General features: G+C 35.4%; 8 protein-coding genes. 4 read left to right on the top strand and 4 right to left on the bottom strand.

The genetic code is table 11. The features are described from left to right. Positions 1-51 precede the first annotated feature (51 nt). Positions 52-525, top strand: a complete 474-nt coding sequence (greA, locus tag Q3Y49_RS10600) for a transcription elongation factor GreA (RefSeq protein ID WP_303268126.1) — start codon at positions 52-54, stop codon at positions 523-525. Positions 526-581: 56 nt separating this feature from the next. Further along, on the top strand, positions 582-977 hold the full coding sequence (locus tag Q3Y49_RS10595) for an HIT family protein (protein ID WP_303268125.1): 396 nt from the start codon (positions 582-584) through the stop codon (positions 975-977). 3 nt (positions 978-980) lie between these two features. Here the strand turns inward: Q3Y49_RS10595 and Q3Y49_RS10590 are convergent, their stop codons facing one another. From Q3Y49_RS10590 to clpB, 3 genes are all read right to left on the bottom strand, one after another. After that, the gene (locus tag Q3Y49_RS10590; RefSeq protein WP_303268124.1) at positions 981-2,015 is read right to left on the bottom strand and encodes a DUF4249 domain-containing protein; all 1,035 of its coding nucleotides are present in this window, start codon (positions 2,013-2,015) and stop codon (positions 981-983) included. A gap of 1 nt (position 2,016) precedes the next feature. Beyond that, a complete protein-coding gene (locus tag Q3Y49_RS10585) occupies positions 2,017-4,374 on the bottom strand; it encodes a TonB-dependent receptor (protein ID WP_303268123.1) in 2,358 nt (785 codons plus the stop codon). Between the two features lie 264 nt (positions 4,375-4,638). Continuing rightward, on the bottom strand, positions 4,639-7,263 hold the full coding sequence (clpB, locus tag Q3Y49_RS10580) for an ATP-dependent chaperone ClpB (protein WP_303268122.1): 2,625 nt from the start codon (positions 7,261-7,263) through the stop codon (positions 4,639-4,641). Positions 7,264-7,497: 234 nt separating this feature from the next. On the opposite strand from clpB, the gene Q3Y49_RS10575 reads away from it, so the two are divergent. Together Q3Y49_RS10575 and Q3Y49_RS10570 are read left to right on the top strand one after the other, a co-directional pair. Continuing rightward, a complete protein-coding gene (locus Q3Y49_RS10575; protein WP_303268121.1) occupies positions 7,498-10,293 on the top strand; it encodes a triple tyrosine motif-containing protein in 2,796 nt (931 codons plus the stop codon). Further along, on the top strand, positions 10,280-10,702 hold the full coding sequence (locus Q3Y49_RS10570) for a thioesterase family protein (RefSeq protein WP_303268120.1): 423 nt from the start codon (positions 10,280-10,282) through the stop codon (positions 10,700-10,702). Before Q3Y49_RS10575 ends, Q3Y49_RS10570 begins: the two co-directional genes overlap by 14 nt. A gap of 12 nt (positions 10,703-10,714) precedes the next feature. Here the strand turns inward: Q3Y49_RS10570 and Q3Y49_RS10565 are convergent, their stop codons facing one another. Further along, positions 10,715-15,862 (bottom strand): PKD domain-containing protein, encoded by a 5,148-nt coding sequence (locus tag Q3Y49_RS10565; RefSeq protein WP_303268119.1) that lies wholly within the window; start codon positions 15,860-15,862, stop codon positions 10,715-10,717. Positions 15,863-16,084 lie beyond the last annotated feature (222 nt).

The following is a 16,084-nucleotide window of genomic DNA, read 5'->3' as shown; positions in this document are numbered from 1 at the left end:
TGCAAAACTGTGCCGTTTTTTATTTTATAGAAAATTCAATTTTTAATAGCGATGAGTAAAGTATCATACTACACAGAAGAAGGTTTAAAAAAAATGAAGGAAGAGCTCCATCATTTAAAAACCGTGGAAAGGCCAAGAGCCTCTGCTGATATTGCAGAAGCTAGGGATAAAGGAGACTTAAGCGAGAATGCAGAATATGATGCAGCTAAGGAGGCCCAAGGATTACTAGAAATGAAAATTAATAAATTAGAAACCGTTGTGGCTAATGCTAGGATCATAAAGGAATCTGATGTTGACACCTCCAAAGTTGGTTTATTGACAAAAGCCAAAATAAAGAATAAGAAAAATGGAATGGAAGTGACGTATACAATGGTTTCCGAAGAGGAAGCTAATCTAAAGGAAGGAAAAATTTCAATTAAATCTCCAATAGGAAAAGGGATAATGGGTAAAAAAGTGGGTGAAATCGCAGAAGTAGATGCCCCTGCTGGAAAAATGGAATTTGAAATTCTAGATATTAGTATGTAATTTTAAAAAGAGCCGATCAAAAACAATCGGTCGGCTCTTCTTATATTGATAGCATTATGGCAAGTATTTTTACAAAAATCATCAACAGGGAAATTCCTGGGTATATCGTTGCTGAAAATGATGATTTTATAGCATTTTTAGACATTAATCCATTAGTTGAGGGTCATGTACTAGTTGTTCCGAAACAAGAAACCGATTATATTTTCAATCTGGAAGATGACCTATATTCAGGTTTACATCTTTTTGCTAAAAAAGTAGCCAAATCTATTGAAAAATCTATTGACTGTATCCGGATTGGTGTAGCCGTTATAGGCTTAGAAGTGCCGCACGTACATATCCACTTAGTGCCACTCAATTCCATGGATGACATCAATTTTAGCAAAGGGAAATTAAATCCCTCGCAAGAAGCTTTAAGCAAAGTAGCCGATATAATAAAAAACAATTTTGATTAAATCCTACCAGTAATCGGGCTGCTCAGCTACACTATTAGGATATAAGGAACAATCGTAGCAATAATCTTGTATGGGATCATTTGGTCTGAAAGGTCTACAACCAGATATCACACTATTTGGTGAATCTATATCATACGGAGATACTCTAACCCTTTGACTCGAAACAGCAGAAGTCATAAAGTATCCTAAGACATTTTCGTCTTCATTTGAAACACATTTTATATTACTACCAATTTGAGCCGGTAAAGCGGAAAAAATAGATCCGTCATTATTATATTGTTGTTCAACTAATCTCCAGAAATTGTATGCTCCAGCATTAATAGATTTTAATTGGACTTGAAAACTGTAGTCCACAACAAATCTGAAGCCTTTTTCAAGAAAGGCAAGTTCAAAAGCTTCTTTGGTGCTATTATTTGTAAAGGAATCTTCATAAAGATTAATATCCATTGTAGAAGATTCCGTAATCCAGCAATATTCATGTAAACTATCTTGCGGTGCAGATCTAAATTGAAAAGTACCTTCCCAATCTAACTTGTAATAATCCTTATCTGGAGTATCACTAAAATCACAATAAAACTTTAACCCCTGAATTGGCCTTGAACGACCATCAACTAGTTCAAAAACTTCTTCTTTATTAAAATAAACAGACTCTACTTTACCAGTTGGTATTATTTTTTCAAAATCTGACTCATAGACCTTTTCATCTTGTGTACTTATTCTTAATTTATAAGAGCCATTAACTTCTCCAACAAAATCTGCCGGGCAAGATCTATAAGTCCCAGGTTTTTCTTCAACAAATTGATACTCATTTCCATCCAGGTCAATTACCTCAACAAACGCATTGGTTTCCTTCTCAGGTAGACCAGATTCGTAGTTTGAAGTTCTACTTAATTGCACTGTATATCTCTCTGCTTGATCAGTAACCTCAGCATATACAACTAAACTGGTTCCGTCATTTTTTATTTCAACTTCTAAAGGATCAATGCAAGCTGAAAAACAAGTAAAAACAATAGCAGTTATAAATAATTTTTTCAGCATATTAGAAATTAAAATTATAAGTTAAAGAAGGAAAAGGAATACCTAAAATAGCTAATTGATAACCTTGCGGTGGGGCTCCGTTTCTATCCCTGAAGAATACAGAAAAGGGATTTTTTCGACCATAGACGTTATACAATCCGACAGTCCAGCTACTGTCAATTTTCTGTCCTGTATTATCAGGATCCCAATTTAGTGAAAGATCAAGCCTGTGGTAATCAGGTATTCTATATTGGTTCCGCTCAGAAAATTCAGCGACTGAAACATCTCCTAAATCGTATTTACTTATTGGAACACTTACAGGTCGCCCAGTGCTATAGGTAAAGTTAGCGCTTACACTCCATTCTTTATCCATTTTATAAGTGAATATAGTGGTCAAATCATGAGGCTTATCAAAATAAGCAGGATAAAGCTTTCCGTCATTTATTCTTTCTTCTTCAAAACTTCCCGTAGCTTGAAATAAGGAACGAGAATAAGTATAGCTTAGTCTTCCGGAAAAATCTCCTTTTGTTTTATTAATAGAAAATTCCGCTCCATAAGAATAGCCATTTCCATTAACCAACTGTGTTTCTACAAATTCATTTAATAAGAGATTAGCTCCCTCTTTATAATCAATTGAGTTTTTAGTGTTTTTATAATACACTTCAGTTGAAGTTTCAAACAAACCATTTTCAAAGTTTTGGAAATATCCTAAGGAAACTTGATCCCCTACTTGAGGTTTAATATTTGAATTACTCAATTTATAGATATCAGTTGGAACCACTGCTGCATTATTTGCAATTAAATGTAAGTATTGCCTCGTACGTTGGTAGCCAAATTTCAAAGACTGCGTTTCAGATAACTCGTAATTAACAGAAAGCCTAGGTTCGATTCCCCCATAGGTTTGTATGATATCATTCCTTTCAAATCGCGTGGTTTCAACTATCGTCTGAGGCGATTTTGTCATGTTATCATCATATGTATAGGAAGTATAGTCCCCTATTTTATTGAATAGACTATATCTGGCACCAAGAATAAATTTAAAATCTCCCAAGGAAAAGTTATCTTCAATAAAAAACCCCCATTCTCGCCCTCTATCAAGCTCAAGTTTATTGGCTGTAATAATAGACTCGGTTCCACTCGGCTTCAAATCACCAGGATTCAATTGATATTCATTAAATTCTGCGCCCCATTCTATGTAATGTCGAGATAGATCAGCTCCTAAATAAACTTTGGCTGCACGATTCTCACTTCCAATATCTAAAGTAAAATTTTGTTTACTAAAATCTCCATTAACTCTCGAAAAGTTATTAGAATAAGTCGCTAGGCCAGTGAGATTCAAAATTTCATTAATTTCTTGCTGATATTTTAAGGTTGATGATATATTTCCATAACGGTAAGTAGTATCTGCTGAAAACGCAAACTCATCAGCACCATGATATATAGAATAACTAATTCTACTTTTATCTGATATTTTCCAACTTAGTTTTGAATTTAAATCGTAAAAGGAAGCTGAGCTATTCTGAATTTGAGGATTATTTACAGCATTAATTATCCAATCAGAGTAGGTGGTTCTTCCCGACAACATAAAGCCAAGCTTGTCTTTCATAAGAGGTGTTTGCAGAGTTAATCTACTAGAAATAATTCCCACACCACCGCTTAAATTTAAGGAGTCTTTAATTGGGTCTTGAGTTTCAACGGAAAGTACAGATGAAATTCTACCGCCATATCGAGCTGGAATACTGCCTTTGTAAAGCACTACATCTTCTATAACATCCTGATTAAAAACAGAGAAAAAACCAAAAAGATGAGAGGTAAAAAATATAGGCGCTCCATCTAAAAGGACTAAATTTTGCCCTACTGAACCCCCTCTTACATTTATCCCTCCTGAGCCCTCACCTATCGAACTAATTCCGGGTAATGTGATAACACTTTTTATCACATCAACTTCTCCCATCATTGGTGGCATCTGCTTTATAGCTTTAATAGATAATCTCTCAATACCCATGGAAGCAGATTTCAGTGTAGATACATCTCCTTTTGATCTAACTGTCACTTCAGACAATTGCTGAACATCTGGGTCCAACTGAAAATCAAGGTTTAGGTTTTTGTTGATCTTTAAATCTCGCTTAATAGTTTTCTTGCCTACAGCAGAGATCGTTAAAGTGTAAAAGCCAGGTTCAATTTTAAATGAAAAACGTCCATTTACATCGGCTACAACGCCTTCCATTCCATCATTCCAAGAAATAGATGCCCCAACGATGGCTTCCTTGGTTTTTTTATCAAGTATAGTTCCTGATACTCTGACCTTTTGGTTTTGAAAAGCTTCAACAAAGGAAATGTTAAACGAAAAAATAAAAAATACTATAAAAAAGCTACGCATGTTGATGTTTTCACAAAACAAGTAATAGCTTATTAAATATGCTAATTGATTTTAATTATTTTGATAGTCGGTAATTCCTTATTTTAAAACTCAACTGATCATAGGGTTTTCTGGTCGCTCTTATAAAATAAAAAATTGCAGGAACACTGTTCCATTTCCCCAACCGACTGATTACGGAATTTAATAAGTATAAAAAAAATAATTGCTAAAACAGAATAGACCATGTTGAATTTCTATATCATGGTCTATTCTATTTTTAGATCTTTATTCTATCTCTACATCTTGGACATTTCTAAAAACGATTTCATCATCTTCCATTTCAATAAGCACCGTGCTATCATTGCTGACTTCGCCACTTAAAATCTGTTTGGATAGCTCATTCAAAATAGTTCTCTGCATCACTCTTTTGAGCGGTCTTGCTCCAAATTGTGGGTCATAGCCTATCTTTCCTAAGTAATCAAGAACATCCTGTGTAGCATCAATTTGAATTCCGTTTTCTTTTAGTCTTTTCTGAACTTCCTTCCATTGAATATTTACAATCTGTCTCAAAATTTGCTCATTCAATGGCTCAAACATGATAGTTTCATCTATCCTATTCAAAAATTCTGGCTTCACAGATTTCTTTAGTAGTTCAAAAACCTCATTTCGCGTATCAGCCAACACTTGTTCTTTCTGCCATTCGTCCCCACTGTAATTTTCGGGACTCAATCTTTCCTGTATCAAGCCAGACCCAATATTAGTTGTCATGATGATGATAGTATTTTTGAAATTGGCTAATCTCCCTTTATTATCTGTCAATCTACCATCGTCTAATACCTGTAATAATATATTAAAAGTATCAGGGTGAGCTTTTTCAATTTCATCCAATAGAATCACCGAATATGGCTTTCTTCTAACTGCTTCTGTAAGCTGCCCTCCTTCATCATATCCTACATAACCCGGAGGCGCTCCTACTAACCTACTAACCGAATGTCTTTCTTGATATTCAGACATATCAATTCTAATCATAGCGTTCTCATCACTGAAGAGATATCCTGCTAAGGCCTTGGCTAATTCGGTTTTACCAACACCTGTGGTACCCATGAAAATAAAAGATCCAATTGGTTTTCGCGGATCTTGTAAGCCAGCTCTACTTCGTCTAACGGCATCTGATAGCGCAGTTATTGCTTCCTTTTGCCCTGCCACTCTCTTTCCTAATTCTTCTTCCAGATGCAATAATTTTTCCCTGTCGCTTTGTAACATTTTGGTGACCGGAATTCCAGTCCATCTAGCGACCACATCAGCAATTTCCTCAGAACCCACTTCTTCTTTTAATAATGTGTGGCTGGAATTTTGCATTTCTTGCATCTTGGACTGAAACTCATTCAATTTTGCTTCCGCTTCAGTCAATTTCCCGTATCTGATTTCCGCTACCCTTCCAAAATCACCTGAACGCTCAGCTTGTTCTGCTTCAAGTTTTAATTTATCAATATGTTCTTTTTGCTTCTGAATTCCTTGAATCACTGCTTTTTCGCCTTCCCATTTCGCACGGAGATCTTTTCGTTTTTCTTCAAAATCAGCCAAGTCTCTATTGACCACGGCTTCTTTATCCTTGTTCTTCTCCCTGCGCATTGCCTCTCTTTCGATCTCTAATTGCATGATTTTACGGTTCAACTCATCTAGTTCTTCAGGCAAGGAATCAATTTCTATTCTCATTTTTGAAGCTGCCTCATCCATTAAATCAATAGCCTTGTCTGGCAAGAATCTATCAGAAATATATCTACTTGAAAGCTCTACTGCAGCAATTACGGCATCATCTTTTATTCTAACGCCATGATGCACCTCGTATTTATCTTTTATTCCGCGCAAAATGGAAATTGCATCTTCTTGAGACGGTTCATCAACATTAACGGACTGAAATCTTCTTTCTAGTGCTTTATCTTTTTCGACATATTTCTGGTACTCCTTAAGCGTTGTAGCACCAATTGCATGCAATTCACCACGAGCCAAAGCAGGCTTTAATAAATTGGCAGCATCCATTGCCCCTTCACCTCCACCGGCACCAATCAAAGTATGAATCTCATCAATAAATAAGATAATCTGTCCATCTGAATCAGTCACTTCTTTAATTACAGCCTTCAATCGTTCTTCAAATTCACCTTTGTATTTCGCACCTGCAACTAAGAGCCCCATATCAAGGGATATTAATATTTTTTCTTTAAGGTTTTCGGGAACATCTCCGTCAACGATTCTTTGAGCCATTCCTTCTACTATCGCTGTCTTACCAACTCCAGGCTCACCTAATAAGATAGGATTGTTTTTAGTCCTTCTCGACAAAATCTGTAAGACTCTGCGGATTTCTTCATCTCGACCAATAACAGGATCAATTTTCCCTGCCTTTGCTTGCTCATTCAAATTGATGGAGTATCGCTCTAAAGAACGATATTTTGATTCCGCATTTTGATCTTTCACAGAATCTCCTCCCCGTAACTCTTTAATGGCTTTAATTAAATCCTTTTCGGCAAAACCTGCATCTTTTAGCAAAGTCGATGTTTTATCACCTGTCTTTAATATTCCTAAAATTAAATGCTCTATGGCTACGTACTCATCCTTAAATTCTTTTAAGAACTTCTTGGATTCAGATAGTGCCTTATGTGCATCATTTGACAAGTAGGGTTGAGCACCACTGACTTTTGGATATCCCGAAACTAACTCATCTAATTTACTATCGAGTTGGGCCTTGTTTACATTTAATTTTTTATTAACAAAAGAAAGAACATTTTCATCTGTCTGCTGAATTGCTTTTAATAAATGTCCGGTTTCTATAGCTTGCTGACCATTTCCTAAAGCGATTTCGGCCGCTTTCTGAATAGCCTCTTGCGATTTTATTGTATATTCGTTTAAGTTCATTTTCGTAAGTTTTGATTTACTATTCTTTCAAACCAGAGCAATTTATTGACCATAGACAAAATCCTGCCTTTATGACTTATTTCAAGTTAGTATTTAATCATTCTAAGACAGAATGACATAATTATAGTACATGATTAATAAAAGTGTGTTAAAAATGTCCTGATATAAATCATAAAAAACATTCCTCAAATAAAACAATATCTTTACATTTAATATTGGAAACCAAAATAATTAATGCAAAAGCTATATCTCTTCCTATTTATTACCTTTAATAGCTTATTATTAATCGCTCAAGACGGAGACGTACCTTTAAATCATTTTAACGTCCCCATCCCTCCCCAAGACTTTCAATTCAACGACCTTAAAATTGATGAACAGGGTAGATTACTGGTTGCCTATAAGAAAGGAATATTGCAGTTTGACGGAAATTCTTGGTTAAAAATCGATATAACTAGTAGTCCGTTAAAATTTCTACAGATTGCTAATAGGACATTTTTATTAGCTAAAGATGGGATATATGAAAAGCAGGACGATTATTTCCATCAGACAAAATTTATTCAAGTATTTTCTATTCCCATTACCTCCAACGTAGTTGATTTAATACAACAAAATAGTAAATACTATCTTCTTGTAAATGAAGAAATTATTTCATTTGATCAAGACTTCAAGAAATTAAAAATTTACGAATCTCAGTTGGGATACAAAGATATTTTTACGTTTGAAAATAAATTATATGCATTTGAAGGTAACTATCTTCTTGAAAATGTAGACGGGACTTGGATCGATTTAAATCTATTTGCCCCTGAAAGTACAGATTTCTTGTTTTCTCTAAAGGGTCTAAAGAAATTATACTTTGCATATGATAATGGTGACTTTTACTCTTTTGATGGAAAAGAATTTGATCCCTATTCGTCCGAACTGAATGAATACCTAAAAGAAAACTATCCACTCGCTGGTAAATTCTTAGATGAAAAATTAATTATTTCTACATTAAGTGGAGGAGTAGTTTTGGTCAATGAAAAATCGGGAAAAATCATTTCTACCATTCAAAGTTATAATGGACTACCTACAAATGAGGTGAATGCCATCACAATGGATTTCCAAAACGGATTGTGGTTAGCACATCCATACGGATTAACAAGGGCCTCTCTGGACATACCCTTTTCAGACTTCCAGTTTTATCCTGGGCTCGGAGGTTTACCGGAAGTAACCTTATTTCGAAATGACACTTTATGGGTTGGGACTACGGAAGGGCTATTCTACCTAAAAGAAGTTAAAGATTATGAAACTCTTCAAAAAAAGCTAGTTGAAAAAGTAAGAATATCGGTACCTAATCAACCCCGTGCGGAGGAAGAAGATGCTGACGGATTTTTAGAAGGACTATTCAGTTTTGATGATGATTCTAAGGAGGAAGAATTTTTAAAAGAGGAGCTCAAAAAATTCAGGTCAAAATATCGAGATGAGGGTATTAGATTTAAAGCCTTGAGGGAAAAGCTGGATGAAAAGGAACAACAACTTAAAGACTCTATTCAATACGCTAATAAAAACACAAAAAAAATAAGCAACAAAGGAGAGAAGATTGCTAGAAGTCAATATCGATCTGTAGTTAAAACTATAGATGTAAGTAGATTGAAATCAATAAAATTTGAATACCAAAAAATAAATAACGTTAAGGAACATGTAGAGTCCTTAGTAGATACCGAATTTGGGTTAATAGCTAGAAGTAATACTGGTATTTCCCTAATTAGATCTGAAACATCAGAACAAATCTCAAACCTAAAAATGGTCAAAAAACTTCTTTATGAACCAGAGAAGAGTAGATTATGGCTATCCAATGGACTTGGATTGTTTAGTATTGATTTATCTACAAATGAATTTAAAGTAACACAGCATTCTGACAACAGATTCAATGATATTATTATTCAAGGCGATCAATTATTTGCTTTAGGAAATAATTTTTTAGAAATTTTTACAATTGAAAACGACAAAATAACAACCTCTAAACAGTTAGATATTACCAATAACTTTTCTGAAGAAATGCTGATATATCAGCAGGAAAGTGAAATTAAGTTATTAAAATCAGACGGTATCTTCACGCTAAATTCAAACGAATTAGAAATTGACTCTTCTTTCTCTAAGCCGGTAAAATATTTTTTAAAAGATCAAGAAAATAATATATGGGTTCTGTCTGCTAAGGATGAATGGGGTATACTAAATAAAAAGCTATCAGACCAACTTAAAAAATGGTTGCATATTATTCCACCACTCAAAAGCATCAATAAAATAAGTGATTCCACTATTTTTTTCACCAGTAATAAACGAGTGGTCCGTTGGAATCCTAGCTCAATTACAGAGTATCCATTTCCAAACACCTTCATAGATGGGGTGATGATTGAAAATAAATGGGTCGAATCAGATGATTTTGTCAAATTAAATCACAAGGAGAACAATTTAAAGGTCATTCTAAGCACCCCGGAATACTTATTTATTGAAGACGTAGAGTACCAATATTTTGTAAAGGGACTAATGGATGAATGGTCATCTTGGTCAAAAAGCAGAGAAATTGACTTTCCATACATTCCAACAGGTGATTACAAATTAGAAATTAAAGCCAGAACTATACTTAATAATGAAGTAAGTCAATTTAATTTTGAGTTTGAAGTATTGCCCCCATATTGGCAAACTTGGTGGTTTTATTCCTTAGAAATTGCATTTTTCAGTATATTGATATTGATATCTATACGATTAAATACCACCAATCAAAGTTCATATTTAACCAAAACTTTTACTTTTCTCACCTTAATACTCTTCTTAGAGTTTTTAGCCACGATTCTTGAAAATAATCTAGAAGGATACATTGAAGATTCGCCTGTATATACTTTTGTTATCAATGTCGTTTTAGCTTTATCTATCACACCAATTGAAAGAGGTATTTCAAAATTACTAGTTGTTTTTAATTCTTCACGCAGTAAACAATTAATAATCGAAATGAGAAAAAATCAAAAGAACAAAAAGAATGAGCAGAATTAAAATAGACGAACCAAGCAGGTACCTTTTTACAGCAAAAATTACAACTAGAATAACTGATTTAAATTATGGTGGTCATGTGGGAAATGATAGAATTTTTGCATTTATGCACGATGCAAGGGTTCAATTCCTGAAGTCTTTAGGATATGAAAGCGAACTAAATATTGAGGGACTAGGAAATATTCAAACTGATGCTGCCATAAGCTATAAAGCAGAAATATTTGCTCATGAGGATATATTAATAAAGGTAGGCCTGACAGATTTAAATAAATATGGTGGTGATTTTATTTATAAATTTACAAAATCTGACGGTAAATTAGCAGCAATAGGTAAGACAGGAATTGTTTTTTTTGATTATCAAAAAAGAAAAATAGCAAATATGCCTGAGTCTTTCATAAATAAATTAGAGTAGTCAGGCTATGTATTACCTGACTACATTCACTCCACCCCTTTGTTCATAAGTTCTACTATCACCTTCAACACTTCTGAAATTGATAATATAGGCATATAATCCTTGTGGTACTTCCGCACCATTTAAGTCAGTAGCGTCCCATTCAAAATTCTTATCATTTGATTCATAAACTATAGTCCCCCATCTGTTGAAAATAATAATTTGAAATTCCCCAACATAATCATTAGCGAAGACGCGGAATGCCCTATTTTGAGCAACAGAACTAGCAGGTCTAATAGCATCTGGCGCAAAAACTTTTGGTTGGCAATCCTCCAATACTGTTGCGGTCACATCATATTCGCAACCCGCTGCAGTTAATAGCACTCTATATTCGCCTGGCTCATTTGCAATAATTGTACTGCTGCTAGAAGTACTTCCATCGGGAAGTGTCCAACTATAAGTTCCAAATGAACCTGGGTCTAAGGTTACTGTTCTTTCCGATTCCAAGCCCGTTGGGCAAATAAAATAAGTACTTTGAATTTCCGGTTGAAAAACTTCTTGCACTGTTAATTCTCTAGTGATGACTACTGGATCACATCCTCCAGGGCCATTATCATTTGCTGTGAACGTATAGATACCTGATTCAGTTATATTCCATTCCAGTTCATTTTGAGAATTATCTATTGTCGGAATGTTCACCCCCTGAGCATTAGTTAAGCTTACATTGTAGCTTCCACTTGCTCCACTGACACTTCCAATTAAGAGAATTGTACCGTCATCACAATTCAATTCAGATACTAAGTCGGCCTGCAAAGGCTCATAATTTTCATTAACATCAATTGACATTTCTTCCGCACATGAAATGTTTCCGCGAGGATTTACAGTGACTGAATAAGTCCCTGTTTGATTTACCACTATACTTTGGCCTTGAGCCCCATTGCTCCAATTAAAAGTAAAGTCATTAGGATCTTGCCCATCTAAAATAACGGTTAACTCCCTACCGCCTTCACAATTAATAATGTTTTCTATATCTAAAATATTAGCTTGCGGACTTAATTCAACATTGATTGTTGCAGTAGATGGACAGAGCGAGGTTTCAGTAGCAGTTACTTCATAAGTACCTGCTGAAACATTTGATGAATCAGCTGGATTAGGAGAAATGCTAAAAGTCGCATTGCTGTTCAAGCCTTCCAAATATCCATATAAATCATATCCCGAACCACATCCAAATACGTTGTCATCAGGATTAAAAACAACAGAATCAGGTAAAACTATATTAAAATCAGCAACTCCCAAGCATCCAGTTCCACTTTGATCTACTACTTCAATACTGAAGCTTCCTTCACTTAGACCACCAACCGTAAAAGGCGTTATCGCTGATGATCCATTTTGAATAACACTTCCAGATTGATCAACAATCTCCCATACGTAATCGGGGTTAAGTGTACCTGTACCTGTAGAAAGCATTACTTCAATAGATTGATTGCTTGGCTCGCAATCAGTTGTTTGACTTACATTTACATTAAAATCGTCATTGGTCAAAGCCACCGTTTCAGTGGCGCTACAATTGGTTAAATTATCAGTAACTGTAAGATTATAAGTTCCAGCCTCTAAATTAGTCGGATTTGTTTCATTATCTGGCACTGCTGTTGCACCTGACCATGAAATAGTAAAGTCTCCCGATCCACCAGATGTATTGGTAATTTCAATTGAACCATCTGCATTTCCGCAACTAGGATTGATTATATTTCCTAATGTTATAATAGGATTTTCATTGACCACCACCTCAATTTCATCTACTGCGAAACAGCTAGGATCTAAGGGGTCTGGGATTTCAACTCTAATTAAAAATGTTCCTGCAAGACTTGTATTCACATTAAAATTTTGTCCAGAAGCTGACTGCTGCACATTGTCAACAAACCAGCGGTACGTATTTGCATTACCCCCAGCATTTAATCTAAGATTCTCATCTTGACAAATCGTTCTGTCACCCCCTAAATCAACATCGTAAGGCGGCCCTACAAAAATTTCAGCTGTAGAGGTACAACCATTTGCACTTATGATAGTGACTGTATAATTACCTGTTGCAGTCACGTCAATAGTCTGAGTAGTTGCGCCAGTACTCCATAAGTAGGTATGGCCAGGCTCATCTACGATATCCTCTCCTAAAGTAAGACTGTTCCCACAAAAGGTTCTGGGCGTTATTACATTGCTTACATCAGGACTAGCAAACAATTCAAAATTTTCAACTAAAAGTTCGTCATAACCACACTGATTGGTAATTCTCAATGACGCTTCATACACTCCAGGGTCCAAATTAATATCTAAAGTGTCATTCTGATTGCTGGACGTATAAACACTATTTGAACTTCCTTCAGGAGTAATTGTCCAGCTAAACTGATCAAAACTTGTTTTTCCAACTCCTTGTAAAATTATAGGGTCAGAGGTACAACCAGCTAGTACATTAATTGAAGGTTCTTGGTCTGGGGTGGATAAGTTTTGAACAAAGTTAGGGAGCCCCAGTCTACTGTTTCTTCCTGCCAAATTAAAGGGCTGTAAAGCAGATGCCAAATTCGCTCCATTGTCAGGATCAAATCTCTGGTCAGGAGATCCTAAAGTGAATACATCAGGGCTATTATTTGCTGCGATGTATATTTGCCCATTTGGTCCTGTTTGTATAGCCCCAGCTTCAAAATTCAAATCTGCCACTGTTACACTATCAGGATTCTCTATTTGGTCAATTGTGTAGTCATCATTTACAGGAATTTGCAGTAACAATGAATTTTGACCATTGCTTATGGTAGCGTACAATAAATTGGCGCTTGGAGAAAATTCAATTCCATATACCGTCCCTCCAAAGTTAACATCAAGTAAAGCTTCCTCCCAATTACCTGTGCTATCCCTTCTTAGGTAATCAATAAAAGCACCTCCCGAGTTATAGGCCTGTGCCACTTTATCTCCACCTGCAGCATATTTCAAATAACCATTAGCTGATGAAGATGAGAAATAATCGCTTCCCTGAGAAATGAATTCAGCTGCATTTATCCCTTGATCATTTACTGGATAAAGCCTGTAGCTATTACTTCCAATTTCATGGGTCAAAACATTGGTATTTTCAATACCCTGTGCAGCCACTTTCTCAGTACTTCTACTGTAAATCTTTCTGCCTTTTAAAACAACATCTCCAGAGCCTTCATTCAATTTCAGATCGACCAAAGCATAAGAAAAAATATTGGTGCCTGAACTGACATCTTCATTAAGGAATAAGTAAAATAGAGAAGGATCAGCTCCATGAGCAACAGCAATGACGCCCTGCGAAGCATCAGGGTCACCACCTAAATCCGTTCCATTCGCCATTATTTGATGATTAGCATCCCAAATCACATCACCATTGGTATAAAACAATAAATCGCCATTATCATCAGAAACGGTCGTACAACCCTCAGATGCCTCAATATTCCCGTCTGTGACCGCCAGTGGCCCTGCATCATTATTAAAATCAATTCCTGCGCCATCACCAAAGTACCAAAAATTAGCTAGTTGTTTCTGCTCTTCAAAAAGAGTGAGCTCAAAACTGGCTGTAATGGTGCAATTTCCGACTGTAACCGCTGCAGAATAAACCCCAGACTGTTGGAAAGTAGCTGTTCCATCCCCATTATCAGTAAATTTCTCTGGGTCAGGATTGATCCAAACCACTTCATCAGGTTGGGAACCATCGGAAAGAGTTGGGCCATAATTTTCTAATGGCAGTTCACAAACAGTGGTATCCTGGAGCTGGACCTCTGAATCAAATTGATTAACTGTAACAGCTGCAGAATCTATGAAAAAATTGCCACCTGCATTTATTGTCAAGATCACATTATACTGCCCAGGATCTTCATAAATAACATTCGGGCTTATGGCATCGGAGGTTTGTCCATTTCCAAAATCCCAAGAAAGGGAGGTGATATCATCCAAATTTCCGTAATCTGCAAAGAAAGAAACCGGATTGTTTTGACAAACCGTTTGATTAAGTGCTGACGCATACCAGTCAAAGCCAACATTACCATCCAAAAGTGCTGGAGGTGCAATATTTGGTAGATTTCGTGCTTGACCAAAGGTATTGCCATTAAGTAAATTCCATTCAATTGATAGAGAGTCAGGAATTGAATCAGCATTTATTATTCTACTTAAAAACTCTTCTGCTCCATTATTATACAAAAAGTACAAATTTCCATCTGGTCCATTTTTCAATGCGTCAAGCGAAGAAACAGGTCTATTCAAAATGTTTTCAGCGCTTGCACTATCCAGGTTTAACTGAATTAATCGACCTTCGCCTGTATTTAGATTATTGCGGCTGTAGTATAAATTTCTACCTCCTATAGACCATTCCAAATCAGTAATTAATTGACCTACAGCTCCTGTATTTGGCAGAATATTTTCATTTTGAAATGTCGGATTTGAAATATCGGATACATCTAAATCAAACAATACAATATTTTTCGGGCTTCCGTTTACATTATTTGATGATAGAGCAAATTGTATAGTATCACTCCCTTGAGCTCTTAAGCTCGCATTAGTTAAACTAAATTCTACTGAGATTTGATGATCAGCAATACTTAATAAGCTCCCGTCATTTTGTACTTGTGCCATTTCCAATCTATTATCGGATTGAAAAACAAGAAAATAACTATCCCCAAGTCTATAAGAACTAACAAATTCAGCCAAATTAGAGAAGCCCGTACCTTGAGGAGAAGCAGTTGCTTCTCCAAATTCTCCAAGAGCCATATCAACGCTTAATACTTGTAAATCACCAGATGAGTTAATTAGATAGACAAAGAAAATGTCATCATTTGGATTATTAGAAGGTACAATTGTCACCGGATGTCTTAATGAATTATCAGCACCGATGGCATTTCCTCCTGGCAAAACCAAATGGTTTTTCCCATAAATTACAGCGCCATCCGTATAAAACAACAATTGGCCATCTACAGCATTTGTCGCCACAGCAGTACCATTGTTTCCAAAAGGAGTGGCTTGGTTTTCAATAAGTAAGGCTTGTCTGCCACTGTTTTTATCAAATTGTACAGCATCACTTGTATTGCCAAAAAACCAAAAAGACTCTGAAAAATCTTGAGAAAACACTGTTTGGGTACTACACAGCAAGAAAACAAACACAAACTTAAGCAAACTACTTTTCATACAATCGGACGTTGATAACCTTAACCTGAATAACGTAAAACAAATCAGATAAATTTTCTTTTTTTATAAATATATGATTTTAAAAAAAAGATCGTTTTAAGTATTAAATCGAAATTTAAAAATAAATAGATAAAGAAGGGAACAATTTACTGTTTTTCAATTTTATAACAGAATTTAATAAAATTTTTATCTTGAATATCTGTCTTTCTATCTAATTTCCTA

Source organism: Marivirga harenae, assembly GCF_030534335.1.
Lineage (GTDB): Bacteria > Bacteroidota > Bacteroidia > Cytophagales > Cyclobacteriaceae > Marivirga > Marivirga harenae.
The sequence above is the reverse complement of the archived record's forward strand: the minus strand, read 5'-3'. Positions and strand labels throughout refer to the sequence as shown.

What these genes read in the sequence shown, in the direction of transcription:
- clpB (WP_303268122.1), bottom strand. Translation starts at nt 7,263, where the DNA reads ATGAACTTAAACGAATATACAATAAAATCGCAAGAGGCTATTCAGAAA.
- Q3Y49_RS10590 (WP_303268124.1), bottom strand. Translation starts at nt 2,015, where the DNA reads ATGCTGAAAAAATTATTTATAACTGCTATTGTTTTTACTTGTTTTTCA.
- Q3Y49_RS10575 (WP_303268121.1), top strand. Translation starts at nt 7,498, where the DNA reads ATGCAAAAGCTATATCTCTTCCTATTTATTACCTTTAATAGCTTATTA.
- Q3Y49_RS10565 (WP_303268119.1), bottom strand. Translation starts at nt 15,862, where the DNA reads ATGAAAAGTAGTTTGCTTAAGTTTGTGTTTGTTTTCTTGCTGTGTAGT.
- Q3Y49_RS10570 (WP_303268120.1), top strand. Translation starts at nt 10,280, where the DNA reads ATGAGCAGAATTAAAATAGACGAACCAAGCAGGTACCTTTTTACAGCA.
- Q3Y49_RS10595 (WP_303268125.1), top strand. Translation starts at nt 582, where the DNA reads ATGGCAAGTATTTTTACAAAAATCATCAACAGGGAAATTCCTGGGTAT.
- Q3Y49_RS10585 (WP_303268123.1), bottom strand. Translation starts at nt 4,374, where the DNA reads ATGCGTAGCTTTTTTATAGTATTTTTTATTTTTTCGTTTAACATTTCC.
- greA (WP_303268126.1), top strand. Translation starts at nt 52, where the DNA reads ATGAGTAAAGTATCATACTACACAGAAGAAGGTTTAAAAAAAATGAAG.